Origin of the sequence: Saccharothrix syringae (genome assembly GCF_009498035.1) — a bacterium.
GTDB lineage: Bacteria > Actinomycetota > Actinomycetes > Mycobacteriales > Pseudonocardiaceae > Actinosynnema > Actinosynnema syringae.
Genome location: NZ_CP034550.1, coordinates 7,670,049 through 7,695,165, shown reverse-complemented (window position 1 = coordinate 7,695,165; position 25,117 = coordinate 7,670,049). Strand labels below are relative to the sequence as shown.

At 75.4% G+C, this 25,117-nt stretch carries 20 protein-coding genes; 15 read left to right on the top strand and 5 right to left on the bottom strand.

What is annotated here, in order from left to right:
- The first annotated feature begins 14 nt into the window (after positions 1-14).
- The 12 genes from EKG83_RS32325 (at position 15) to EKG83_RS32270 (ending at position 11,692) form a co-directional block, all read left to right on the top strand.
- Positions 15-1,487: an FAD-dependent monooxygenase gene (locus EKG83_RS32325; protein WP_033434850.1), complete on the top strand. Its 1,473-nt coding sequence runs from the start codon at positions 15-17 to the stop codon at positions 1,485-1,487.
- A 10-nt stretch (positions 1,488-1,497) separates the two neighbouring features.
- Positions 1,498-1,839, top strand: coding sequence for an aromatic-ring hydroxylase C-terminal domain-containing protein (locus tag EKG83_RS32320; RefSeq protein WP_033434849.1), 342 nt, complete (start codon positions 1,498-1,500; stop codon positions 1,837-1,839).
- Positions 1,840-1,844: 5 nt separating this feature from the next.
- The gene (locus EKG83_RS32315; protein ID WP_033434848.1) at positions 1,845-2,174 is read left to right on the top strand and encodes a TcmI family type II polyketide cyclase; all 330 of its coding nucleotides are present in this window, start codon (positions 1,845-1,847) and stop codon (positions 2,172-2,174) included.
- Between the two features lie 56 nt (positions 2,175-2,230).
- Positions 2,231-3,499 carry a beta-ketoacyl-[acyl-carrier-protein] synthase family protein gene (locus EKG83_RS32310; protein WP_033434847.1) on the top strand — a complete coding sequence of 423 codons (1,269 nt, stop codon included), beginning with the start codon at positions 2,231-2,233 and terminating at the stop codon, positions 3,497-3,499.
- Complete coding sequence (locus tag EKG83_RS32305; RefSeq protein WP_033434846.1) at positions 3,496-4,704, top strand: ketosynthase chain-length factor; 1,209 nt, start codon at positions 3,496-3,498, stop codon at positions 4,702-4,704. Before EKG83_RS32310 ends, EKG83_RS32305 begins: the two co-directional genes overlap by 4 nt.
- 21 nt (positions 4,705-4,725) lie before the next feature.
- Positions 4,726-4,971 (top strand): acyl carrier protein, encoded by a 246-nt coding sequence (locus tag EKG83_RS32300; protein ID WP_033434845.1) that lies wholly within the window; start codon positions 4,726-4,728, stop codon positions 4,969-4,971.
- Between the two features lie 43 nt (positions 4,972-5,014).
- A complete protein-coding gene (gene accA / locus EKG83_RS32295) occupies positions 5,015-6,829 on the top strand; it encodes an acetyl-CoA carboxylase carboxyl transferase subunit alpha (RefSeq protein ID WP_153278594.1) in 1,815 nt (604 codons plus the stop codon).
- Positions 6,826-7,338 (top strand): acetyl-CoA carboxylase biotin carboxyl carrier protein, encoded by a 513-nt coding sequence (locus EKG83_RS32290; RefSeq protein WP_228122301.1) that lies wholly within the window; start codon positions 6,826-6,828, stop codon positions 7,336-7,338. The genes accA and EKG83_RS32290 overlap by 4 nt, the downstream gene beginning before the upstream one ends.
- A 3-nt stretch (positions 7,339-7,341) precedes the next feature.
- Positions 7,342-8,718: an acetyl-CoA carboxylase biotin carboxylase subunit gene (locus tag EKG83_RS32285; protein ID WP_033436016.1), complete on the top strand. Its 1,377-nt coding sequence runs from the start codon at positions 7,342-7,344 to the stop codon at positions 8,716-8,718.
- A gap of 26 nt (positions 8,719-8,744) precedes the next feature.
- On the top strand, positions 8,745-9,530 hold the full coding sequence (locus EKG83_RS32280) for an SDR family NAD(P)-dependent oxidoreductase (protein WP_033436017.1): 786 nt from the start codon (positions 8,745-8,747) through the stop codon (positions 9,528-9,530).
- Positions 9,531-9,617: 87 nt separating this feature from the next.
- Positions 9,618-10,559, top strand: a complete 942-nt coding sequence (locus tag EKG83_RS32275) for an aromatase/cyclase (RefSeq protein ID WP_033436018.1) — start codon at positions 9,618-9,620, stop codon at positions 10,557-10,559.
- Positions 10,556-11,692 (top strand): FAD-dependent monooxygenase, encoded by a 1,137-nt coding sequence (locus EKG83_RS32270; RefSeq protein WP_051767098.1) that lies wholly within the window; start codon positions 10,556-10,558, stop codon positions 11,690-11,692. The genes EKG83_RS32275 and EKG83_RS32270 overlap by 4 nt, the downstream gene beginning before the upstream one ends.
- 316 nt (positions 11,693-12,008) lie before the next feature.
- On the opposite strand, the gene EKG83_RS32265 is transcribed toward EKG83_RS32270, so the two are convergent.
- The 5 genes from EKG83_RS32265 to EKG83_RS32245 form a co-directional block, all read right to left on the bottom strand.
- Positions 12,009-13,031, bottom strand: coding sequence for an NAD(P)/FAD-dependent oxidoreductase (locus tag EKG83_RS32265; protein ID WP_033436028.1), 1,023 nt, complete (start codon positions 13,029-13,031; stop codon positions 12,009-12,011).
- A gap of 537 nt (positions 13,032-13,568) precedes the next feature.
- A complete protein-coding gene (locus EKG83_RS32260; RefSeq protein WP_033436026.1) occupies positions 13,569-14,975 on the bottom strand; it encodes a rhamnulokinase in 1,407 nt (468 codons plus the stop codon).
- The gene (locus EKG83_RS32255) at positions 14,972-17,014 is read right to left on the bottom strand and encodes a bifunctional aldolase/short-chain dehydrogenase (RefSeq protein WP_407690737.1); all 2,043 of its coding nucleotides are present in this window, start codon (positions 17,012-17,014) and stop codon (positions 14,972-14,974) included. The genes EKG83_RS32260 and EKG83_RS32255 overlap by 4 nt, the downstream gene beginning before the upstream one ends.
- Positions 17,002-18,168, bottom strand: coding sequence for an L-rhamnose isomerase (gene rhaI / locus EKG83_RS32250; protein WP_153278593.1), 1,167 nt, complete (start codon positions 18,166-18,168; stop codon positions 17,002-17,004). The genes EKG83_RS32255 and rhaI overlap by 13 nt, the downstream gene beginning before the upstream one ends.
- Before the next feature lie 135 nt (positions 18,169-18,303).
- Entirely contained in the window at positions 18,304-19,179 is an 876-nt protein-coding gene (locus EKG83_RS32245) for a dihydrodipicolinate synthase family protein (protein WP_033435660.1), read from the bottom strand.
- Positions 19,180-19,250: 71 nt separating this feature from the next.
- On the opposite strand from EKG83_RS32245, the gene EKG83_RS32240 reads away from it, so the two are divergent.
- The 3 genes from EKG83_RS32240 (at position 19,251) to EKG83_RS32230 (ending at position 25,076) form a co-directional block, all read left to right on the top strand.
- Positions 19,251-20,147: a LysR family transcriptional regulator gene (locus tag EKG83_RS32240; RefSeq protein ID WP_033435659.1), complete on the top strand. Its 897-nt coding sequence runs from the start codon at positions 19,251-19,253 to the stop codon at positions 20,145-20,147.
- A 263-nt stretch (positions 20,148-20,410) separates the two neighbouring features.
- Positions 20,411-21,646 carry a cytochrome P450 gene (locus tag EKG83_RS32235; RefSeq protein ID WP_033435658.1) on the top strand — a complete coding sequence of 412 codons (1,236 nt, stop codon included), beginning with the start codon at positions 20,411-20,413 and terminating at the stop codon, positions 21,644-21,646.
- A gap of 493 nt (positions 21,647-22,139) precedes the next feature.
- Positions 22,140-25,076: an AfsR/SARP family transcriptional regulator gene (locus EKG83_RS32230; RefSeq protein WP_051767018.1), complete on the top strand. Its 2,937-nt coding sequence runs from the start codon at positions 22,140-22,142 to the stop codon at positions 25,074-25,076.
- The last annotated feature ends 41 nt before the right edge of the window (positions 25,077-25,117 follow it).

The following is a 25,117-nucleotide window of genomic DNA, read 5'->3' as shown; positions in this document are numbered from 1 at the left end:
CGGGGGAGCCGGAGATGGACACCGATGTCGTAGTCGTGGGCGCCGGGCCCACGGGCCTGATGCTCGCCGGCGAGCTGCGCCTGGGCGGCGCGCGCGTCGTGCTGGTGGAGCGGCTGGCCGAGCCGACCGGCCAGTCGCGGGGGCTGGGGTTCACCGCGCGCACCGTCGAGGTCTTCGACCAGCGGGGGCTGCTGCCCGCGTTCGGCGAGGTCGAGACCAGCGCCGTGGGCCACTTCGGCGGCCTGCTGTTCGACTACACCGTGCTGGAGGGCGCGCACTTCGGGGCGCGCAGCATCCCGCAGTCGCGCACCGAGGCGGTGCTGGAGGAGTGGGCCCTGGGACTGGGCGCGGACATCCGCCGCGGCTGGGAGTTCACGGGCCTGAACGACGACGGGTCCGGTGTGGACGTCACCGTGTCCACACCGGATGGTCAACGCACCCTGCGGGCGGCGTACCTGGTCGGCTGCGACGGCGGCCAGAGCCCGGTGCGCAGGGCCGCCGGGTTCGACTTCCCGGGTTCGCCGGCCACGCGCGAGATGTACCTGGCCGACGTGGTCGGCTGCGACCTGCGGCCGCGGTTCCTGGGCGAGCGCGTGGCGGGCGGCATGGTGATGTCGGCCCCGCTCGGCGGTGGCGTGGACCGCGTCATCATCTGCGAGCGCGGCGTCCCGCCCACCGAGCGCGCCGAACCGCCGACCTTCGCCGAGGTCGCCGCCGCCTGGCAGCGGCTCACCGGCGAGGACATCAGCGGCGGCTCCGCCTCGTGGGTCAGCTCCTTCACCGACGCCGCCCGCCAGGTCGCGCACTACCGGCGCGGCCGCGTGCTGCTGGCCGGGGACGCGGCCCACATCCACCTCCCGGCGGGCGGGCAGGGCCTGAGCACGGGCGTGCAGGACGCGGTGAACCTCGGCTGGAAGCTGGCCGCCGAGGTGCGCGGCACGGCCGCGCCGGGGCTGCTGGACAGCTACCACGCCGAGCGGCACCCGGTCGGGGCGCGGCTGCTGATGAACACCAGGGCCCAGGGCGTGCTGTTCCTCAGCGGCGAGGAGGTCGAGCCGCTGCGCGAGGTGTTCGCCGAGCTGATCGCCTACCCGGACGTCAGCCGCCACCTGGCGGGCATGGTCAGCCACCTGGAGGTCGCCTACGAGGTGGCCGAGGGCGACCACCCGCTGCTCGGTCGCCGCCTGCCGAAGCGCTCGCTGACCACCTCGTCCGGTGAGACGACGACCACCGAGCTGCTGCACACCGGCCGGGGCGTGCTGCTCGACCTGGCCGACGACCCCAAGGTGCGCGAGATCGCCGAGGACTGGTCGGACCGCGTCACGTGCGTGACGGCGGCGGTCATCGGGGCGGAGCCCGACGACGTGGCGGCGGGCACGGCCGCGGTGCTGGTGCGGCCGGACGGGTACGTGGCCTGGACCTCGCCGGGCGGCGGCGACCTGGCCGTGGCGCTGGAGCGGTGGTTCGGCCCGCTCGACCGGGGCTGAGGGGGCGGCCGTGGAAGAGGTCGCCCGCACGCCGCGGGCACTGCCCGCCGGGGCCGACCGCGGTGTGGTCGGCCGCCGGCTGCCGCCGGTCGAGGTCGGGACCGGACGGGGCCGGGGCGTGCTGCTGGACCTGGCCGACGACGCGGGCCTGCGCCGGGCCGCGGCCGGCTGGGCCGACCGGGTCGACGTGGTCACCGGCGCGCCGGCCGGCGGCCCCCTGACCGGCCTCGCGGCGGTCCTGGTGCGCCCGGACGGGCACGTGGCCTGGGTCGCCGAGGCGCCCGGCGGCGACCCGGGCGAGGCCCTGCGCCGGTGGTTCGGCGCACCCCACAACTCGAACGCGGAGGTCTGACACCCATGCACAGCACGCTGATCGTGGCCCGGATGCGCCCGGAGTCGGGCGAGGACGTGGCCAGGCTGTTCGCCGAGTTCGACGCGGGCGCCATGCCGCACCGGATGGGCACGCGCCGGCGCCAGCTCTTCTCCTACCAGGGCCTGTACTTCCACCTCCAGGACTTCGACGACGACCAGGGCGGCGAGGCGGTCGAGGCGGCCAAGGGCGAGCCCGAGTTCGTGCGGATCAGCAACGACCTCAAGGAGTTCATCGAGGCGTACGACCCGGGGACGTGGCGCTCGCCCAAGGACGCGATGGCCACGCGCTTCTACCACTGGTCGGCCCAGGGCTGACCGATCGACCAGCGCGCCCGTCGCGGGCGCGCGGACGCCGTGAAAGGAGATCGCCAGTGACACGGCGGGTAGTGATCACCGGGGTGGGCACCGTCGCGCCCGGTGGGATCGGGGTGAAGAACTTCTGGAGCCTGCTGTCCGAGGGGCGAACCGCGACCAGGCGGATCAGCTTCTTCGACCCGGCGCCGTTCCGCTCCCGGGTGGCCGCGGAGATCGACTTCTACCCGGAGATGCACGGGCTGGGCCCGCAGCAGGTCCGGCGGATGGACCGGGCCTCCCAGCTCGCCGTCGTGGCCGCCGCCGAGGCGGTCGCGGACAGCGGGGTGGAGTTCGCCGGGCTCGACCCGTCCCGGGTCGGGGTGACCATCGGCACCGCGGTCGGCGCCACCACGAGCCTGGAGCGGGAGTACCGGGTGGTCAGCGACGACGGCAGGCTGCACCTGGTCGACCACCGGTACACGACCCCGCACCTGTACGGCCACCTGGTGCCCAGCTCGTTCGCGGCCGAGGTGGCGTGGCAGGTGGGCGCCGAGGGGCCGGTGACCGTGGTGTCCACCGGCTGCACCTCGGGCCTGGACGCGGTGGGGCACGCCTGCGAGCTGGTGCGGGAGGGCTCGGCGGACGTCGTGGTCGCGGGTGCCACCGACGCGCCGATCTCGCCGATCACCCTGGCCTGCTTCGACGCCATCAAGGCCACCACGCCCGACAACGACGACCCCGCGCACGCCTCGCGCCCGTTCGACGGGACCCGCAGCGGTTTCGTGCTGGGCGAGGGCGCGGCGGTGTTCGTGCTGGAGGAGCTGGAGTCCGCGCGCCGGCGCGGCGCCCAGGTCTACGCCGAGATCGCCGGGTTCGCGACCCGGTGCAACGCCTTCCACATGACCGGGCTGCGGCCCGACGGCGCGGAGATGGCCGAGGCCATCACCAGGGCGCTGGACGAGGCGTGGATGAACCCCGAGGACATCGACTACGTCAACGCGCACGGTTCGGGCACCAAGCAGAACGACCGGCACGAGACCGCGGCGTTCAAGCGCAGCCTGGGCGAGCACGCCTACCGCACGCCGATCAGCTCGGTGAAGTCCATGATCGGGCACTCGCTGGGCGCCATCGGCTCGCTGGAGATCGCCGCCTCGGTGCTGGCCATGAAGTACGACGTGGTGCCGCCGACGGCGAACCTGCGCACCCCGGACCCGGAGTGCGACCTGGACTACGTCCCGGTCACCGCCCGGGAGTGGCGCACGGACGCGGTGCTGACCGTGGGCAGCGGGTTCGGCGGGTTCCAGAGCGCGATGGTGCTGCGCGACCCGGAGGGCCCGGCGGCATGAGCGCGGTGGTGACGGGCATCGGCGTGACCGCGCCGAACGGCCTGGGCACGGAGGACTACTGGTCGGCCACCTGCGCCGGGGTCAGCGGCATCGGGCCGGTCAGCCGGTTCGACGCCACCGGCTACCCGGTCACGCTGGCGGGCGAGGTCCCGGGGTTCGCGCCCCGGGACCACCTGCCCGGCAGGCTGCTGCCGCAGACCGACCACATGACGAGGCTGGCGCTGGTCGCGGCCGACTGGGCGCTGGCCGACGCCGGGGTGGAGCCGGGCGACCTGCCCGCGTTCGACACCGGCGTGGTCACCGCGTCCTCGGCGGGCGGCTTCGAGTTCGGCCAGCAGGAGCTGCGGAACCTGTGGAGCAAGGGCAGCGCGCACGTCAGCGCGTACCAGTCCTTCGCCTGGTTCTACGCGGTCAACACCGGCCAGATCTCCATCCGGCACGGCCTGAAGGGGCCGAGCGGGGTGGTCGTCACCGACGGCGCGGGCGGGCTGGACTCGCTCGCGCAGGCCCGCAGGCAGCTCCGCAGGGGCAGCAGGCTCGTCGTCGCCGGCGGCGTGGACGGGTCGATCTGCCCGTGGGGCTGGGTCGCGCAGATGGCCGGCGGCAGGCTCAGCACGGCAGACGACCCGGACGCGGCGTACCTGCCGTTCGACCCGCGGGCCGCCGGGCACGTGCCCGGCGAGGGCGGCGCGATCCTGGTCGTCGAGGACCGGGAGGCGGCCCGCGCCCGCGGCGCCGAGGTGTACGGCGAGGTCGCCGGGTACGCCGCCACGTTCGACCCGCGGCCGGGCACCGACCGGGGACCGGCGCTGCGCCGGGCGATCGAGCAGGCGCTGCGCGACGCGGGCGCGGCACCGGGCGACGTCGACGTGGTCTTCGCCGACGCCGCCGCGGTCGCCGACCTCGACCGCGTCGAGGCCGAGGCCCTGACCGCGGTGTTCGGGCCGGGCGGCGTGCCGGTGACCGCGCCGAAGACCATGACCGGCCGGCTGTGCGCGGGCGGTGGCGCGCTCGACGTGGCCTCCGCCCTGCTGGCCATCCGCGACGGCGTCGTCCCGCCGACGGTCAACGTCGACCCCGACCCGCGCCACCGGCTCGACCTCGTGCTGGGCGGTGCCCGCGAGGTGCCGGTGCGCACGGCGCTGGTGGTCGCCCGCGGCCAGGACGGCTTCAACTCGGCGCTCGTGGTCCGGGACGGGCGCTGAACCACTACAGGAGGAGAGCAGATGCAGGACACCAAGTTCACCCTCGACGACCTGCGGCGCGTGCTCGTCGAGGGCGCCGGCGCCGACGAGGGGGTCGACCTGGCCGGCGACATCCTCGACGTCGAGTTCGACGACCTCGGCTACGACTCGATCGCGCTGCTGGAGACCGCGTCGCGGATCAGCCGCGAGAGCGGCGTCCCGCTCGACGACACCGTCGCGTCGGCGAAGACCCCGCGCGAGCTGCTGGCGCTGATCAACGGCGGGTGAGGGCGGGCGGCGCGGTGCCGTCGCGTCGGAGGAGGGGGAGAGCATGACCAGAGCCCTGGAGGGGGACACCGGCACCGACTGGGTGCTGTGCCCCGGCTGCCGGGCGGTGCTGTACGGGAAGCGGTTGGCGCGCGGCGGCGGGGTCTGCCCGGAGTGCGACCACCACCACCGGCTCACCGCGGCCGAGCGCGTCGACCTGCTGTTCGACCCCGGCAGCGCGGAGGTCGTCGACCTGCCCGCGCGCAGCGTCGACGTGCTCGGCTTCGTCGACCGCAAGCCCTACCCGGAGCGGCTGGCCGCCGCGCGCCGGGCCACCGGCCTGACCGAGGCCGTGCTGGTGGTGACCGGCCGGATCGGCGGTGAACCGGTGGTCGCGGCCGTGATGGACTTCCGGTTCCTGGGCGGCAGCCTCGGCGCGGCGGTCGGCGAGCTGGTCACCGGGGCGGCGGAGGTCGCGCTGGAGCGGCGGTGGCCGCTGCTGCTCGTGCCGGCGTCCGGCGGGGCGCGGATGCAGGAGGGCGCCGTCTCGCTGATGCAGATGGCGAAGACCAGCCAGGCGCTGGGTCGGCTGGACCGGGCGGGGGTGCTGACCGTCTCGCTGGTCACCGACCCGACCTACGGCGGGGTGGCGGCCTCGTTCGCGACGCTGTGCGACGTGATCGTCGCCGAGCCGGGCGCGCGCCTGGGCTTCGCCGGGCGGCGGGTGATCGAGCAGACCATCCGGCAGGAGCTGCCGCCCGCGTTCCAGACGGCGGAGTTCCTGCTGGCGCACGGGCTGGTCGACGCGATCCGGCCGCGGGGTGAGCTGCGGGCCGCTCTGGGCGCGCTGCTCGCGGCCGCGCGGGGTGGGGTGGAGCGGGGTGGGGTGGAGGGGGAGGGGGAGGGGGAGGGCGGGCGGGCCGTCGGGAGCCGGCAACCGGCCGACGCAGAGCAGGCGGGCGGCGTCGCCCGGTCCGCCGGCGCCGCCCGGCCGGCCGAGGCACCCCCTCACCCCGGCACCGGTCCGGACCCCGTCATCCGCGACCCCGACCGGCTGCCCCCGGTGGACCGCTGGGAAACCGTGCGGCAGGCCAGGGACATCGACCGGCCCACCGCGCTCGACTACCTGGCGCTGGCCTTCGACGGTTTCGAGGAGCTGCGCGGCGACCGGATCGGCGGCGACTGCGCCGCCCTCGTCGGCGGCATCGCCCGGCTGGGCGGCCGCCCGGTCGTGGTCCTCGGCCACCAGAAGGGCCACACGCCCGCCGAGCTGGCCAGGCGCAACTACGGCATGGCCTCGCCGCGGGGGTACCGCAAGGCGGCCCGGCTGATGCGGCTGGCCGAGAAGCTGTCCCTGCCCGTGGTCACGCTGGTGGACACGCCCGGCGCCCACCCCGGCGTGGAGGCCGAGGAGAACGGGCAGGCCGTGGCCATCGCGGAGAGCATCCGCCTGATGACCGGGCTGCGCGTGCCGGTGGTGGCGGTCGTCATCGGCGAGGGCGGCAGTGGCGGGGCGCTGGCCCTGGCCGCGGCCGACGAGGTGCTGATCTGCGAGCGGGGCACGTACTCCGTGATCAGCCCGGAGGGGTGCGCCTCGATCCTGTGGAGCGACCCGGCGATGGCCCCGACCGCGGCCGACGCGCTCCGGGTCGACGCGCGCAGCCTGCTGCGGCTGGGCGTGGTGGACGGCGTGGTGCCGGAGCCGGCGGGCGGCAGCCAGGCCGACCACCGCGCCGCGGCCGACCGGCTGCGGTCCGCGCTCGCCGCGGCCCTGGACCGGCTGTCCGCCCTGGACCGGGACGACCTGGTGGAGCGGCGGTGGCGCAGGTTCCGGGCCTTCGGCTCGCCGGAATGGTTCGACAGGGAGGGAACCCCGTGACGCAGGGTGTGATCACCGACAACGGCCACGAGCTGTTCAACGGCCTGACCGAGCGCCTCGACGGGCACCGGGCGCTGCTGGAGGAGACCCGGCGCTCGGTGGTGCGGCTGCTGGCCGACGTGCCGACCGCGCCGAAGCGGCTGCGCGTGCAGGCGGGCGACGTGGTCGTCGAGGTGGAGTGGGACGACGCGGGGCAGCCGGTCACCGTCGTCGCGGCCGGGGCGCCCGCCGCGCCCGAGCCGCCCGCCCCGGAGGGCGAGTACCTGACCTCGCCGACGGTCGGCGTGTTCTACCGGGCGCCGCAGCCCGGTGCGCCGCCGTTCGTCGCCGAGGGCGACCGGGTGCGGCCGGGCCAGCAGGTCGGCATCGTCGAGGCGATGAAGCTGATGATCCCGGTCGAGGCGGACCGGGCCGGCCTGGTCGCGCGGGCCCTGGCCGCCGACGGCGAGACCGTCGAGTACGGCACCCGGCTGTTCGAGCTGGCACCCCCCGACCGGACGGCGGGGTAGGCCGTGTTCGACAAGGTCCTCATCGCCAACCGGGGCGAGATCGCCCTCCGGGTGGCCCGCACGTGCCGCGAGATGGGCATCCGCACGGTCGCGGTGCACTCCACGGACGACCGCGACTCCGCGGTGGTGTCCTACGCCGACGAGTCCGTCCAGATCGGACCGGCGCCGGCCAGGAAGAGCTACCTCGACATCGCCGCGGTGGTCGAGGCCGCCCTGCGCACCGGCGCCGAGGCGGTCCACCCGGGCTACGGGTTCCTGTCCGAGGACCCGGACTTCGCCGAGGTGTGCCGGGACAACGGCCTGGTGTTCATCGGCCCCCCGCCGGAGGTCATCGCCCAGCTGGGGGACAAGACGGCCGCGCGCGGGGTCATGGCGCGGGCCGGGCTGCCGCTGCTGCCGGGCAGCCTGGACCCGCTGGGCTCGGCATCCGAGGCGCGGTCCCTGGCCGACGACATCGGCTACCCGGTGATCATCAAGGCGGCCGCGGGCGGCGGCGGCCGGGGCATGCGGGTGGTGCACGACGCGGCGGAGTTCGGGCGCGCCCACCGGGAGACCGTCGCGGTGGCGCAGGCGTTGTTCGGCGACCCGCGGGTGTACGTGGAGCGGTACCTGGCCACCGCCAGGCACGTCGAGATCCAGGTCCTGTGCGACCGGCACGGCAACGCGGTGCACCTGGGCGAGCGCGACTGCTCGACCCAGCGCAGGCACCAGAAGCTGGTCGAGGAGACGCCCGCGCCGGGCCTGCCGCGCGAGCTGGTCGAGCGCATGGGCGAGGTGTCGGTGGCCGGCGCGCGGGCCGTCGGCTACGTCGGCGCCGGCACGTTCGAGTTCCTGGTCGGGCCGGACGGGCGGTTCTACTTCATGGAGGTCAACACCCGCATCCAGGTCGAGCACCCGGTCACCGAGCTGGTCACCGGCCTGGACCTGGTGCGCGCGCAGATCGAGGTCGCGGCGGGCGCCGAACTGGGCCTGCGGCAGCAGGACGTGGTGCCGCGCGGCGTGGCGATCGAGTGCCGGGTCAACGTGGAGGACCCCGAGCGGGACTTCGCGCCCGCGCCGGGGCGGCTGGTGGAGTTCAGCCCGCCGGGCGGCCCGTTCGTGCGGGTCGACACGCACGGCTACCCGGGCTACCGGGTGCCCGCGAGCTACGACTCGATGCTGGCCAAGGTGCTGGTGTGGGCGCCGGACCGGCCCACCGCGCTGGCCCGGATGGACCGGGCCCTGGCCGAGTTCCGGATCGCCGGGCCGGGCGTGCGCACGACAACGGCCTTCCTGCGGCGCGTGCTGGCCCACGAGTCCTTCCGGGCCGGCACGCACAGCACCGCGATCGTCGGGCAGGTGCTCGACGAGCAGCACGGACCGCACCGCGCGGCGGGGTGACCCTTTCGACCTACCCAGGAGGAGCAATGGCGGACCACGCCGGCAAGACCGCGATCGTCACCGGCGCCACCAGCGGCATCGGGCTCGCGGTGGCCGACCTGCTCGGTGAGCTCGGCCACCGGGTGTTCCTGTGCGCGCGCGACGCGGACAACGTGGCGCACACGGTGAAGCAGTTGCAGGACAAGGGCTACGACGTCGACGGCGCGAGCTGCGACGTGCGCTCGCCCGAGGCGGTGCGAGGATTCGTCACCGCCGCGGTCGAGCGCTACGGCACCGTCGACATCCTGGTCAACAACGCCGGGCGCAGCGGTGGCGGCGTCACCGCCGACCTCGCCGACGAGCTGTGGTTCGACGTGATCGCCACCAACCTCGACAGCGTGTTCCTGATGACCCGGGACGTGCTGTCGGTGGGCGGCATGCGCGACAAGGGCTGGGGCCGCATCGTCAACGTCGCGTCCACCGCGGGCAAGCAGGGCGTCGTGCTCGGCGCGCCCTACTCCGCGTCCAAGCACGGCGTCGTGGGCTTCACCAAGGCGCTGGGCAACGAGCTGGCCAAGACCGGGATCACGGTCAACGCCGTGTGCCCCGGCTACGTGGAGACCCCGATGGCGCAGCGGGTCCGGCAGGGCTACGCCGCGGCCTGGGGCATCGGCGAGGACGACGTGCTCGACCGGTTCCAGGCCAAGATCCCGCTCGGCCGCTACTCCACGCCGGAGGAGGTGGCGGGCATGGTCGGCTACCTGGTCGGCCACCGCGCGGCCTCGGTCACGTCGCAGGCGATCAACGTGTGCGGCGGGCTCGGCAACTTCTGACCCCGTTCCCCCCGAACCGGGCGGCGGTGGCGCGTCGATCCCCCAGGCCGCCACCGCCGCCCACCGACGACCACCGAGGAGCAAAGGATGACCACGAGCCTCGCCCGCGAGGTCGAGCACGACATCACCGTCCGCGCGTCCGCGCGCGCCGTGTACGACCTCATCGCCGACGTGGCCGACTGGCCGCAGGTCTTCCCGCCCACCGTGCACGTCGAGCACCTGGAGCGCGGCGAGACCGGCGAGCGCATCCGCATCTGGGCGACCGCCAACGGCACCGCCAAGACCTGGACCTCGCGCCGCGAGCTGGACCCCGGGCGGCTGCGGGTCGAGTTCCGCCAGGAGGTCTCGCAGGCGCCGGTCGGCGCCATGGGCGGCTGCTGGCTGGTCGAACCCCTGTCCGCCGACGAGTGCCGGGTGCGGCTGCTGCACGACTACCGCCCGGTGGACGACGACCCGGAGAAGCTGGCCTGGATCGAGGCGGCCGTGGACCGCAACAGCCACGCCGAGCTGGCCGCTTTGAAGGCCACCGCCGAGGGCGCGCACGACGGGCTGCTGTTCGGCTTCGCCGACAGCGTCGAGGTCGACGGCCACGCGCGGGACGTGTTCGACTTCATCAACGAGGCCGACCGGTGGTCCGAGCGGCTGCCGCACGTGGCGCGGGTCAGGCTGGAGGAGGACACGCCCGGCCTGCAACTGCTGGACATGGACACCAGGACCAAGGACGGCAAGACCCACACCACCACGTCGGTCCGCGTGTGCCTGGCACCCACCACGATCGTCTACAAGCAGATCAGGGTGCCCGCGCTGATGACCCTGCACACCGGCCGGTGGCAGATCGACCAGCGGCCCGGCGGCGGGCTCGTGGTCACCTCCCGGCACACCGTGCGCATCAACGAGGACAACATCACCTCGGTCCTCGGCCCGGGCGCGGACGTGCCGGCGGCGCGCGAGTTCGTGCAGAAGGCGTTGAGCGCCAACAGCCTGGCCACGCTCGGGCACGCCAAGACCTACGCGGAGCGCCGGGCGTGACGCGGACCCGGGTCCTGGTGGTCGGCGCCGGCCCGGTCGGCCTCCTGCTGGCCGGCGAGCTGGCCCGGTGCGGGGTGGGCGCGGTCGTGGTCGACCGGCTGGCGAGCCCGATGACCGAGTCCCGGGCGAGCCAGCTCAACTCCCGCACGGCCGAGCTGTTCGCCGAACGCGGGCTGACCGACCTGCTGGAGGCCGCCCGGCCGGAGCCGTCCGGGCACTTCGGCGGCCTGCGGCTGTCGGTGTCCGACGTGGACAGCCCGTGGGCGGGCTACCGGAAGGTGCCCCAGCACCGGACCGAGGCCGCGCTCGCCGGGTGGGCGGTCGGGCTGGGCGCGCGGCTGCTGCGCGGCCACGAGCTGTGCGAGCTGTCCGACGAGGGCGACCGGGTGGTGTGCGGCCTGGGCGCCGCCGACGGCCCGGTCCGCGTGGTGGCCGACTACGTGGTCGGCTGCGACGGCGCGGACAGCACCGTGCGGCGGCTCGCCGGTTTCGGGCACGAGGGCGCGGCCGCGACCAGGGAGCTGCTGCGCGCGGACGTGGCCGGGATCGACGTCCCGGACCGGCGGTTCGAGCGGTTCCCGCGTGGCCTGGCCATCGCCGCGACCGCCAACGGCGTCACCCGGGTCATGGTGCACGCGTTCGGCCGCGCGCCCCGGGAGCGGTCCGGGCCGCCGTCGTTCGACGAGGTGGTGGCCAACTGGGCGGAGGTCACCGGCGAGGACATCTCGGCCGGCCGGCCGCTGTGGGTCGACGCGTTCGACAACCGGCACGGCCACGTGACCGGCTACCGGCGCGGCCGCGTGCTGCTCGCCGGCGACGCCGCGCACTGGCACATGCCGATCGGCGGCCAGGCCCTCAACCTGGGGTTGCAGGACGCGGTGAACCTGGGGTGGAAGCTGGCCGCCGAGGTTCGGGGCTGGGCGCCGCCGGGCCTGCTGGACAGCTACTCGGAGGAGCGGCACGCCGAGGGCGGCCGGGTGCTGGCCAACGTGCTCACCCAGGAGCAGCTGCTGCTGGGCGGCCCGGAGGCGGAGGCGCTGCGGACGACGTTCCGCGAGCTGATGGGGCTGGACGACGTGCGGCGCCACCTCGCGGGCGTGCTGAGCGGGCTGGACGTCGCCTACGGGGGGTAGGGGCATGCGCTTGCCGGTCGCCGGGTGCCCCGGTCGGGGCTTCAGCGGCTCGCACGTAGTGGGTGCCTGGGGTGGGTGCCTGGGGTGGGTGCCTGGGGTGGGTGCCTGGGGTGGGGGCCTGGGGGGGGGGCCGGGGGTGGGTGCCTGGGGTGGGTGCCCTGGGGTGGGTGCCCGGGGTGGGTGCCCGGAGTGGTGCCTGGGGTGTGGGTGCCTGGGGTGTGGCGGGTCGGGGTGTGGCGGGTCGGGGTGGCCGCCCGGGTGGCGGCCGGCCCTCGCGGGTTCGCGAACCGCCCACCCCCGCCGGCTCGCGAACCGCTCACACCCGCAGGCCGTGCCGGCGGTCGCCCACCACCAGCGCGGACACGCGCGACTCCGACGCGGCCGAGAACACGTCCCGGTGCGCGGCCACGGCCAGCCGGGTCTCCTCGGCCACCAGGTCGGCGTTGATCTGCGCCGCGGCCGCCGCCCCCGCCGCCGCGGCGGCGCCGACCTGCGCGGTCAGGTCGGTGACGTTGCCCGCCACCCACACCCCGGGCACCTCGGTCCGCCCCGCGGCGTCGGTGGGCACGTGCTCACCGACGCCCATCGGGTGCTCGACCGCCCGCAGCCCGAGCCCCGCGAGGAACCCCGTGCGCGCCACCATCCGCGTCGGCACGGCCAGCACCTCGCGCGCCACCAGCGTCCCGTCGACCAGCCGCACGCCGCCCACCCGGTCGTCGACCACCTCCACGGACGCCACCTCGCCCGGCACCACCCGGATGCCGCGCACGACGAGCTGCTCCAGCTCCTCGTCGCCCGTCGCCCGGGTGTGGCGGAAGAACACGACGTCGGCGCTCCACTGGCGCCACAGCAGCGCCTGGTGCACCGCCATCGGCCCGGCGCCCAGCACCCCGACGGCCCGGTCGCGGACCTCCCAGCCGTGGCAGTACGGGCAGTGCAGCACGTCCCGGCCCCAGCGCTCGCGCAGCCCCGCGACGTCCGGCAGCTCGTCGACCAGCCCGGTGGCCACCAGCAGCCGCCGGGCGCGCACCGACCGGCCGTCGACCAGGGTCACGGCGAACCGGTCGCCCTCGCGGGTCACCGAGCCCACCTCGCCGCCCACCACCCGGCCGCCGTAGCCGCGGACCTCGGCCCGACCGCGCTCCAGCAGCTCGGTCGGCGGCACGCCCTCGCGGGCCAGCAGGCCGTGCACCCCCTCGGCCGGGGCGTTGCGCGGTGCGCCCGAGTCGACCACCACCACGGACCGCCGGGCCCGGGCCAGCACCAGCGCCCCGTTCAACCCGGCGGCGCCACCGCCGACCACCACCACGTCGCACTCGTCCACCAGCTGATCGGTCATCGTGACCACCTCCTGCGGCCACGATGCGGGTTGGATGCCGGAGAGGCAAAGCCGGTTGCCGATTCGGCAACTTTTTCGGCTGTGGTGGAGCGTCATCCGGGTGGGGGGCGCCACGCGGCCGGCTTCCGCACCGTGGGGGTGCGCGTCGCTCGGTGACCGGCCACTGGTCCACCCGCTGCGGCTCCCGCGTCCCGCTCACCCCCCGGGCACGAAGCGGTACGACGTGGAGCCGCACACCACCGGGCAGCCCCGTCGCGCGATGATGTGGGGGTGACGTCAACCCGGTGACCGGGACGCCGATCGGCGCTGCCGCGACGACCGCTCCCGCGGAGCCGTCCCTACAGGTCAACCGGGACCGCGCCCACCACCCTGCCGGGGATCAGCGCGATCACCACCGGCTCCCTGCTCCACGAGCGCGCGTAGCCGCCGTTGTTGGCTGCTGTCGAGTTGTGGCCCTGCGGTTGACGGGCGGTGCGACGAGGGGACGGGTACTGCCGGCGCCAACCCGGGCGGCCTGGGAGGTGGTCCCCCACCCGCTCACCCGCCCCCCGGCGTGAACCGGCGGGTCGGGCAGGTCCGCGCCAACCCCGCCCGCACCTCCTCCAGCGACCCCGGCACGGCCCCGTGCGCCCGCGCCTGCACCAGCACGTTCCCCAACGCCGTGGCCTCCACCGGCCCGGCCACCACCACCCGCCCGGACAGCTCGGCGGTCAGCCGGCACAGCAGCGCGTTGCGCGACCCACCCCCCACCACGTGGATCGTCTCGACCTCCACCCCGGCCAGCCCGCCCACCCGCTCCACCGTCCGGGCATAAGCCGCCGCCAGGGAGTCCAGCACGCAGCGCACGGTCTCCGCCGGGCTCGCCGGCGCCCGGTGCCCCGCGGCCACCGCCGCCGCGGCGATCCGGTCCGGCATGTCGCCCGGCGGGATGAACGCCGGGTCGTCCACGTCGACCACCGGCCCGCCCGCGGGCAGCGCCTCGGCCTCGGCGAGCACCGCGTCCAGCCCGAACCCCCACGCGCGCGAGCACTCCTGGAGCAGCCACAGCCCGCCGACGTTGCGCAGGAACCTCGTCCGCCCGTCGACCCCGCCCTCGTTGGTGACGTTGGCCAGCCGCGCTTCCCCCGTCAGCACCGGGGCGGGCAGTTCGACGCCGGCCAGCGACCACGTGCCGCTGGACACGTAGGCGAACCGCGGCCCGCTCGCGGGCAGGGCGACCACGGCCGACGCGGTGTCGTGCGAGCCGACGGCGGTCACCACCGCGCCCGGCGGCAGCCCGGTGGCCGCGACCACCTCCGGGAGCAGGGGACCGCGCACCTCGCCGGGGCGTTGCAGCGGCGGGAACAGGCCGACCGGGATGCCCAGGCGCTCGTGCAGGGACCGCGACCACGTGCCGGTGCGCGCGTCGAGCAGCCCGGTGGTGGAGGCGTTGGTCACCTCGGTGCGCAGCTCCCCGGTCAGCCAGTACGCGATCAGGTCGGGCAGCAGCACGGCGCGCGCGGCCCGCGCCCACAGCGGCGACCCCTTCTCCGCCTCCAGCTGGTACACCGTGTTGAACGGCAGGAACTGCAACCCGTTGACCGCGTACAGCTCCTCCGGCGGCACCAGGGCGTGCACCCGCGCCACCGCGTCGGCGGTGCGGTCGTCGCGGTGGCAGACCGGTTCGGCCAGCAGGCGCCCGTCGACGTCGAGCAGGCCGTAGTCGACCGCCCAGGTGTCGACGCCGATCGACTCGACCCCCGGGAACGCCGCGGCGAGCGCCCGCAGGCCGGCCAGCACCTCCCGGTGCAGGCCGGTCAGGTCCCAGCGCAGCCGGCCGGCCGCGGGCCGGGCGCCGTTGGGGAAGCGGTGCACGACCTCCAGGTCCACCCGCCCGCCGTCGACCAGGCCCGCGACGACCCGGCCGCCGGACGCGCCGAGGTCGACCGCGCCGAACACCCTCATCGCAGGAACGCCGCTGCCACGCCCGCGTCCACCGGCACGTGCAGCCCGGTGGTGTGGCTGAACTCCGCCGAGGTCAGCGCGGTGACCGCGTTGGCGACGTGCTCGGGCAGCACCTCCCGCTTGAGCAGGGTGCGCTGGGCGTAGAACCTCCCCAGCTCCTCCTCGGGCACCCCGTAGACGGCCGCGCGCTGCGCGCCCCAGCCGCCGGCGAAGATGCCCGAGCCGCGCACCACGCCGTCGGGGTTGACGCCGTTGACCCGGATGCCGTGCCCGCCCAGCTCGGCCGCGAGCAGCCGGACCTGGTGGGCCTGGTCGGCCTTGGCCGCGCTGTAGGCGATGTTGTCGGGCCCGGCGAACACCGAGTTCTTCGACGACACGTAGACGATGTCCCCGCCCAGCCCCTGCGCGATCATGACGCGCGCCGCGGCCTGCGAGACCAGGAACGACCCGCGCGCCATCACGTCGTGCTGCACGTCCCAGTCCGCCTCGGTGGTCTCCAGCAGCGGCTTGGAGATCGACAGGCCCGCGTTGTTGACCACCAGGTCGAGGCCGCCGAACGCCAGCAGGGCCGCGTCCACGGCCGCCCGCACCTGCCCGGCGTCGGTCACGTCGGCGCGCACGCCCACGGCCACGTCGGTCGACCCGATCTCCTCGGCCGCCGCCCGCGCCTCGTCCGCGTCCAGGTCGGCGATGACCACGCACGCGCCCTCGGCGGCGAGCCGGCGCGCCACGGCCCTGCCGATGCCGCTCGCCGCACCGGTGACCAGGGCGACGCGGCCGGCGTGCGAGCGCGGCGCGGGCATCCGCCGGAGCTTGGCCTCCTCCAGCTCCCAGTACTCGATGCGGAACTTCTCCGCTTCGGAAATGGGGGAGTAGCGCGACACGGACTCCGCGCCGCGCATCACGTTGATCGCGTTGACGTAGAACTCGCCCGCCACGCGCGCGGTCTGCTTGTCCTTGCCGTAGCTGAACATGCCGACCCCGGGCACCAGGACGACCGCCGGGTCCGCGCCGCGCATCGGCGGCGAGCCGGGCGTGGCGTGCCGCTCGTAGTAGGCGCGGTAGTCCGCCCGGTACGCCTCGTGCAGCCCGGCCAGCCGCGCCACGCACTCCTCCACCGAAGCGGCCGGCGGCACGTCGAGCACCAGCGGCTTGACCTTGGTGCGCAGGAAGTGGTCCGGGCACGAGGTGCCCAGCTCCGCCAGCGGCACCAGCTTCTCCGACGCCAGGAACTCCAGCACCGCGGGCGAGTCGGTGAAGTGCCCGACCACCGGCCTGTCCCGCGCGGCGACCGCGCGCAGGTGCGGCGCGAGCGCGGCGGCCCGGGCGCGCCGCTCCGCCTCGGGCAGCGGCTCGTGACCGGGCACGACCGCGCCGAACGGGTCGGCCTTGCCGTGGGCGTCCAGGTATGCCCGCGCAGTCTCGATGATCCAGCGCGAGTTGGCCTCGGCCTCGTCGCTGGTCGCGCCCCACGCGGTGATGCCGTGCCCGCCGAGGACCGTGCCGACGGCCCGCGGGTTGGCCGCCTTGATCGCGGCGACGTCCAGGCCGAGCTGGAAACCCGGCCGCCGCCACGGCACCCACACCACGCGCTCGCCGAAGATCTTCCCGGTCAGCTCCTCGCCGTCGGCCGCGGTGGCGATGGCGATGCCGCTGTCGGGGTGCAGGTGGTCCACGTGCGCGGCGTCCACCAGGGCGTGCATGGCGGTGTCGATCGACGGCGCCGCACCGCCCCGGCCGTGCAGGCAGTGGTCGAACGCGGCGACCATCCCGTCCTCGCGCCCCACCCCGGGGTAGACGTCCACCAGGGCCCGCACCCGGTCCAGCCGCAGCACGGCCAGGCCCGCCTCGGTCAGCGTGCCGAGGTCGCCGCCGGAGCCCTTGACCCACACCAGCTCGACCTCGCGCCCCGTCACCGGGTCGGTGCCCACGCCCTTGGCCGAGGTGTTGCCGCCCGCGTAGTTGGTGTTGGCCGGGTCCGCGCCCAGCCGGTTCGAACGCGCCAGCAGCCGCGCCACGGTCTCGTTCACGCACCCCACCCCGCCTGGGAACCGCCGACCCGCTCGGCGACGATCCGCTCCGCGTACCCGCTGTCGCGGTACGCCCTCATCGGGTCGGCGGGCAGGCCGCGGCTGGCACGCCAGTCGGCCAGGTCCGCCCGCACGTCGGTGTAGAAGGCGTCCATGAACACCTCGTTCGCGCCCAGCACGTCACCGGCCCGCTCCGCGGCGGCCAGCGCGTCCCGGTCCACCAGCAGCGCCCGCGCGGTCATCTCCTGCACGTTGAGCACCGACCGGACCTGACCGGGGATCTTGTCCTCCACGTTGTGGCACTGGTCGAGCATGAACGCCACCCCGCTGCCCTCGTCGTACCCGCCGCCGCGCACCACCTCGAACAGGATGCGGAAGAGCTGGAACGGGTCCGCGGCGCCCACGATCAGGTCGTCGTCGGCGTAGAAGCGCGAGTTGAAGTCGAACGCGCCCAACCGCCCCAGGCGCAGCAGTTGCGTCACGATGAACTCGATGTTGGTGCCCGGCGCGTGGTGCCCGGTGTCCAGGCACACCACCGCCCGCTCGCCCAAAGCCACGCAGTGCGCGTACGCCGTGCCCCAGTCCGGCACGTCGGTGGCGTAGAACGCCGGCTCGAAGAACTTGTACTCCAGCACCAGCCGCTGGTGGTCGCCCAGCCGGGCGTAGACCCGCGCCAGCGAGTCGGCCAGGCGGTCCTGCCGGTCCCGCAGGTCGCCCTGGCCGGGGTAGTTGGTGCCGTCCGGCAGCCACACCTTCAGGTCCCGGCTTCCGGTCACGTCCATGATGTCCACGCACTCGTGCATGTGCGCGATCGCCTTGGCGCGCACCCGCTCGTCGACGTGCGTCAGGCTGCCGAACTTGTAGTCGTCGTCCTGGAACGTGTTGGTGTTGATCGTGCCCAGCCGCACACCCAGGTCTTCGGCGTGCGCGCGCAGCTTGGCGAAGTCGTCCACCCGGTCCCAGGGGATGTGCAGCGCCACCGACGGGGCCAGCCCGGTCAGCGCGTGCACCTTCGCCGCGTCGGCGAGCTTCTCCTCCACCGTCCGCGGCACCCCGGGCTGCGCGAACACCTTGAACCGCGTGCCCGAGTTGCCGAACGCCCACGAGGGCAGCTCGATCGCCTGCCGCGCGAGCGCGTCGGCGATGTCGTCGAAGGTCGCCACGACACTCCTCAGTCAATGAAACGTTTCAAAGAAAGCGAAACTATCCGGCCCCGGCGCGCGGCGTCAAGGATGCCCGAGGTCTCTGAAACGCTTCACCTCCTCGGGGTGTGCGGCGGTCGGGTGACCGCCGCACGATCACGCGGCGACCGGGGTCACGCGCTCGACCTGCCGCAACGCCTCCCGCGTGCTCCCGGGCCCGGCGGCCAGCAGCGGCAACCGGACGGCCGGCGTGGGGATGCGCCCCTGCGCGTGCAGCACCGCCTTGACCACCACGGGGTTGGGCTCGGCGAACACCGCGGCCGACAGCGGTGCGAGCCGGTGCCCCAGGGCGCGGCCCCGGCCGGCGTCGTCGGCGTGCCAGGCGTCCACCAGTTCGACGAACCGCGCGGTCGCGAAGTGAGCGGAGGCCAGGATGCCGCCGTGCGCGCCCAGGGCCAGCAGGGGCGAGATGACCACGTCGTCGCCGCCCAGCAGGGCGAAGCCGGCCGGCGGGTCCGCCAGCAGGTCGACCGCGTCGGCGTCGAGCCCGGCGGCGTACTTGACGCCCACCACGCCGTCGACGGCGGCCAGCCGCCGGAGGGTGCCGGCGGACAGGTGCTGCCCGGTGCGGTGGGGCACGTGGTAGACCACGAGCGGGACGGGGGAGGCCGCGGCGAGCGCCGCGAAGTGCGCCACGACGCCGTCCTCGCCCGGCCGCACGAACGGCGGCACCGTGCTCATCGCCGCGGTCACCCCGGGCCTGCCGCGCAGCTCCGCCAGCGCGTCCGGGGTGGAGGCGCCGACCAGCAGCGCGGCCGAGCGCTCCCGGCACACGCCGAGCAGCACGTCCAGGACGAGGTGCCGCTCGACGGTGTTCAGCGACGTCGGTTCGGCGGTGGTGCCCAGGGCCACCAGGCCCGCCGCGCCGTCGTCCAGCACCTCGTTGGCCAGGGCTTCCAGCGCGTCGCGGGCCACCGCGCCCGCGGCGTCGAAGGGGGTGATCAGCGGGACGAGCACACCGGAGAGGGTCATGGGACCAGCGTCCGGCACCACCGAGGAACAGGTCCAGTTCGGATTCCTGCACGGAAGCATAAGCTGAACTGATGCTCGACGCCCGCCGCCTGCGGCTGCTGCACGACCTGTCCCGGCTGGGCACCATCGCCGCCGTGGCGCAGGCCCACGCCTACACGCCCTCGGCGGTCTCCCAGCAGCTGGCCGCGCTGGAGCGGGAGGCGGGGCTCCCGCTGCTGGAGCGCACCGGGCGGCGCGTCACCCTGACCGCGGCGGGACGGGTGCTCGTGGGGCACGCCGAGGTGGTGCTGGCGGCGTTGGAGCGCACGTCGGCCGCGCTGGCCGAGATGGCGGGCGGCGTGACCGGCCCGCTGCGCATCGGCGCCTTCCCCAGCGCCGTGCGCACGCTGCTGCCGCCCGCGCTGGTCGCGCTGGGGCGCGAGCACCCCGGGCTGGAGCTGATGGTGACCGAGCTGGACCCGGTCGCGGTGCCGGCGGCGCTGCGCGAGCACCGGCTCGACGTCGGACTGCTGCACGACTACGACGTCGTGCCGATCGCGCCGGACCCGGTGCTGGACGGCGTGCCGCTGCTGGAGGAGACCGTGTTCCTCGCGGTGCCCGAGGGCACGCCGGACGGCGGCGGCGACCCGCTGCGGGCGGTCCGGGACGCCCCGTGGGTCCTGGCGAGCCCCGGCACCCTCTGCCACACCGCGACCGCGCACCTGTGCCGCGCCGCCGGGTTCCGGCCCAGGGCCCGCCACCACGCCGACGACTTCAGCACGGTGCTCGCCCTGGTGGCCGCCGACCAGGGCGTGTCGCTGGTGCCCCGGTTGGCGGCCGTGGACCCGCCCGCCGGCGTGCGCCTGGTGCCGCTGCCGACCCGCAGGCGCACCCGCATCGCCTACCGGCGCGGCGCGGCCGGGCACCCGGCGGTGGCCGCCTGCTCGGCCGCGCTCCGCGCGGCGGCGGAAGGCTTGTTCGAGAGCTGATCGGCGCACCGGGCCTTCCCGCTGGGCAGCTCTGGCGGTGGCGGGACGGGAACCGGCCGAGCCGGTGGAGCGACGACGCCACGGGGGTTCCCCCGGTGTGCGGGCGTGCGGAACCGCCCGGCGACCCCGCGGCACCGGTGCTCACACCGGTTGTTCGGGGCTGATCGGACATTGGTTGCACACGGTTGCCGGTCGTGTGCCGGTGGTGATAAGACAAGCGACTGACTTAAATTATTTCCGCAGGGTGCCACGAGGAGTTGGCGATGACCACCACCGAGCCCAGGCCCTACCCGTTCAGCACGCCGGAGCGGCTGGACCCCGAGCCGCTGTTCGCCGAGCTGCGCGAGCGGCAGCCGCTGGTCCGCGTCCGGCTGCCCTACGGCGAACCCGGCTGGCTGGCCACCCGGTACGAGGACGTGAAGGTCGTCCTGGGCGACCCGAGGTTCAGCCGGGCGGCCGCGACCGGCCGCGACGAGCCGCGCACGCGGCTGCACCAGGCGCCGCCCGGCAACATCATGAGCCTGGACCCGCCCGAGCACAGCAGGCTGCGCCGGCTGGTCACCAAGGCGTTCACCGCGCGCCGGGTCGAGCAGCTGCGCCCGTGGACCCGGCGGATCGCCGACGGTCTGGTCGACGCGATGCTGGCCAAGGGCTCGCCCGCCGACCTCGTCGAGGACTTCGCCCTGCCGCTGCCGATCACAGTCATCTGCGAGCTGCTGGGCGTGCCCTACGAGGACCGCGTCGACTTCCGCGTGTGGTCGGACGCGTTCCTGTCCACCACGAAGTTCACGCCGGCGGAGGTGGTGGAGCACGTCGGGCGGCTGCGGGAGTACATGGCCGGCCTGGTCGCCGCCCGCCGCGAGGCGCCGACGGACGACCTGATCGGCGCCCTCGTCGTCGCGCGCGACGAGGAGGACCGGTTGTCCGAGGACGAGTTGCTGTCGCTGGCCGAGGGGCTGCTGGTCGCCGGGCACGAGACGACCGCGTCGCAGATCCCCAACTTCGCGTACGTGCTGCTGACCCACCCCGAGCAGTGGGAGCTGCTGCGCGCGGACCCCGACCTGGTGCCGCGGGCGGTGGAGGAGCTGATGCGCTTCGTGCCGCTCGGGCTCGGCGCGGGCATCGCGCGGTACGCGCTGGAGGACGTCGAGCTGGGCGGTGTGCTGGTGCGGGCGGGTGAACCGGTGCTGCCGGTGCTGAACTCGGCCAACCGGGACGGTTCGGTGTACCCCGACCCGGACCGGCTGGACCTGCGGCGGCAGGGCGCGTCCCACGTCGGGTTCGGGCACGGGCCGCACCACTGCCTGGGTGCTCCGCTGGCGCGGATGGAGTTGCAGGTGGCGTTGGACGTGTTGTTGCGGCGGTTGCCCGGGTTGCGGTTGGCGGAGGGGGAGGACGAGAACGGCGGGATCGGTGGGAGCGGTGGGATCGGCGGCATCGAGTGGAAGGACGGGCTGGCCACGCGGGGGCCGGCGCGTTTGCCGGTCGCCTGGGACTGATCTGCTGGGACCTGGTTCGCCTGGGCTTGGCTTGCTGGGGCCTGGCTTGCTGGGGCTCGGTTTGCCTGCGCTTGGCTTGCTCGGGCCTGGCTTGTTCGGGCTTGGTCTGCCTGGGCTTGGCCTGCCTGGGGGCGCCCTCCACCGCCCGCTCCTGCCGCCCGCCCTGCCGCCTGATCACCACCTCCCGATCGCCTGATCGCCGCCCCCCCGGTCGCCGCGACAACCCGCCGCGGCGACCGGGAGCCCCCCTTCAGGCGCGCCGCTCCCGCCGCCGCGTCACGACGCGGGCCAACCGGTGCTCGGTGGCCGCGCGCTCGGCGTCGCGGCGGCGTTGCGCGACGATGGTCCAGGCGTTCACGTGGTGCAGCACTGTCCTCCCTTTGGACCTCTCCCCGCGAAGGACCAACGGCCGACCCTCCACGGGCACCACAATGGGGACGGGGAGCCGAACCAACGCGGAACGAACGTTGAATCCGCAGCTTGAGGGGGCGCGGTGGAGGTCGAGTTCCGGTTGCTCGACGGGGTGCGGGCCCAGTCGAACGGCCGGCGGCTGGAGCTGGGGCACTCCCGCCAGCGGTGCGTGCTGGCGGCGCTGCTGGTGGACGCCGGCCGGGTGGTGCCCGCGGAACGCCTGGTGGCACGGGTGTGGGACGACCGGCCGCCGGCGCGGGTGCGCTCGGTGCTGCGCAGCTACCTGTCACGCCTGCGGCGGTCGCTGACCCCGGCGGGCACGGCGATCACCCACCGGGACGGCGGCTACCTGCTGGACGCGCCGGTCGAGGCGGTGGACGTGCACCGGTTCCGGGCGCTGGCGGGTCGGGCGCGGGCCGAGGGGGACGACGAGCGGGCGCTGGAACTGGTCGAGCGGGCACTGGCGCTGTGGGGCCCGGAGGCACTGGCCGGCATCGACGGCCCGTGGGCGGCCGGGGTGCGGCAGGTGTGGGAGGCCGAGCGGGCGACCGCCGAGGCCCACCGGGTCGACCTGGCGCTGCGGTTGGGGCGGCACGCCGAGCTGCTGGCCGAACTCCCGGCGCGGGCGGCCCGGCACCCGCTGGACGAGCGGTTGGCCGGGCAGCTCATGCTCGCGCTGCACCGGGCCGGGCGCTCGGCCGACGCGTTGGCGCACTACCGGCGGACCAGGGCGCTGCTGGTGGCGGAGCTGGGGGTGGAGCCCGGAGCGGAGCTGCGGCAGCGCCACCAGGACATCCTCACCGGTGCGAACGCCCGCTCCACCGCTCACCCCGCTGGCCACTCCGCCGCCCAACCCGCCACACGACCACGTTCACGATCCGCGTCGCGCCCACGGCCCGAAACGCAACTACGGCGGCAATCGCAACCTGAATCGCAACTGCGGCAGCAGTCGCAACTCGGGTCGCGACTACAGGCCCAATCGCAACCCGAGTCGCAACCAGGGCTCGGGTCGCTACCGCCCCACCCCATCCCGCGCCGCCTCCCACCGGCACCGGCCACCTTCACCGGTCGCGAGCGGGAGCTGGCCGCGCTGACCGCCGCCCTGACCGGTGGCGAGCACACCCCGATCGCGGTGCTGACCGGTGGCGGCGGGCTGGGCAAGTCGTGGTTGGCGCTGCGCTGGGCGCACCGCCACCTCGACCGGTTCCCCGACGGCCAGTTGCACGTGGACCTGCGCGGCTTCGACCCGGTCGCCGACCCGGTGCCCCCGCAGGCCGCCGCCCGCTCCTTCCTCGACGCGCTCGGCGTGGCGCCGCAGTCCGCACCCGCCGACCCGGAGGCGCAACTGGCGCTGTTCCGCGACCTGACCGCCGACCGGCGGCTGCTGGTCGTGCTGGACAACGCCCGCGACACCGCCCAGGTGACCCCGCTGCTGCCCGGCGGCCCCCGCTGCGCCGTCCTGATCACCAGCCGCCACCGGCTCACCGGGCTCATCGCCGCCCACGGGGCCACGCCCGTCCCACTCGACCTGCTTCCCCCCGACCAGGCCGAGGCGCTGCTGACCGCCCACCTGGGCGCGGACCGGGTTGCCGCCGAACCCGACGCCGCCGCCGCGCTGCGGGCGCACTGCGCGGGCCTGCCCCTGGCCCTGGGCATCCTGGCCGCCCGCGCCCGCACGCACCCCAACCTCCCGCTGGCCGCGCTGGTCGACGAGCTCGACGACGCCTCGACGCGCCTGGACGCCCTGGACACCGGCGAGCTGCCCACCACCCTGCGCGCGGTGTTCACCGCCTCCACCCGCGCCCTGACGCCCGCCGCCGCGGCCCTGTTCGCCCTGCTCGGGCACATCCCCGGCCGGGACGTCGACGCCCGCGCCGCGGCCGCCCTGGCCGACCTGCCCACCGCCCGCACCCGCCAGGCGCTGCGCGAGCTCCAGGACGCCCACCTGGTCGACCAGCGCACCCCGGGCCGCCACGGCATGCACGACCTGGTCCGCCTGCACGCCGCCGAGCAGGCCGGCGCCGAAGTCGAAGCGGCCCTGCGGCGCCTGTTCGACCACTACTGCCACGCCGCGTCCGTCGCCGCCCACGCCTTCGCCCCGGCCGAGGCGCACCGGCGCCCGCCCGTGCCGCCGCCGGTCGGTCCCGAGGTCGGGTTCGACTCCTACGAGCAGGCGCGGGGCTGGCTGGACGCCGAACGCGCCACCCTGCTGGCCGTGGCCGAACGCGGTGCGCCGCACCACGCCGCGCACCTGTCCCGGACCCTGTTCCGCTACCTGGACTCCACCGCCCACTTCCACGACGCCCTGGCCCTGCACACGACCGCGGTCGCCGCCACCGGCGGCCGGGACGGCTACGCCCTGTGCTGGCAGGCGTCGGCGCTGTCCCGGTTGGGGCGCTACGACGAGGCGCACGAGCTGTGCCGGCGCGTCGCCGAACTGGCCCGCTCGGCCGGCGACCCGGTCCTGGAGGGCATCGCGCTGATCACGTTAGGGCACGGGTGCCGGCGCAACGGCCACGACGACCGGGCGCTGGAGAAGTACCGGAGCGCCGTCGCGGCGGCCCGCCGCAACGGCCACCGCCACAGCGAGGGCATCGCGCTGGTCAACCTCGGCACGACCCACCGCGAGCACGCGCGGTACGACGAGGCGCGCGAGTGCCTGGCGCGGGCCGCCCGCATCGCCCAGGAGGTGCAGGACCGGGGCCTGGGCTCGGTGGCGCTGGGCTGCCTCGGCTCGCTGCACCACGACCTCGGCGACCTGGAGCGCGCCCGCGACCTCCACCACCGCGCGCTGGGCCTGGCCAGGGACGGCGTGCTGTACGCGCTGGAGGTCGACGCGCTGAACTCGCTGGGCCGGGTCGTGCACGCGGCGGACGGGCCGGCGGCCGCGGTCGGGCACTTCCGGCGGGCCCTGGACCTGGCCCGCCGCGCCGGGTACCGGTCGGAGGAGGCCAGGGCCCGAGAGGGGTTGGCCGACGCGCTGCGCGAGCTCGAACGCGGCGCGCCGCACGGGAGCTGACCCGCGGGTGGTGGTCCCCGCGGCAGTGGGCGCCGCGGGGA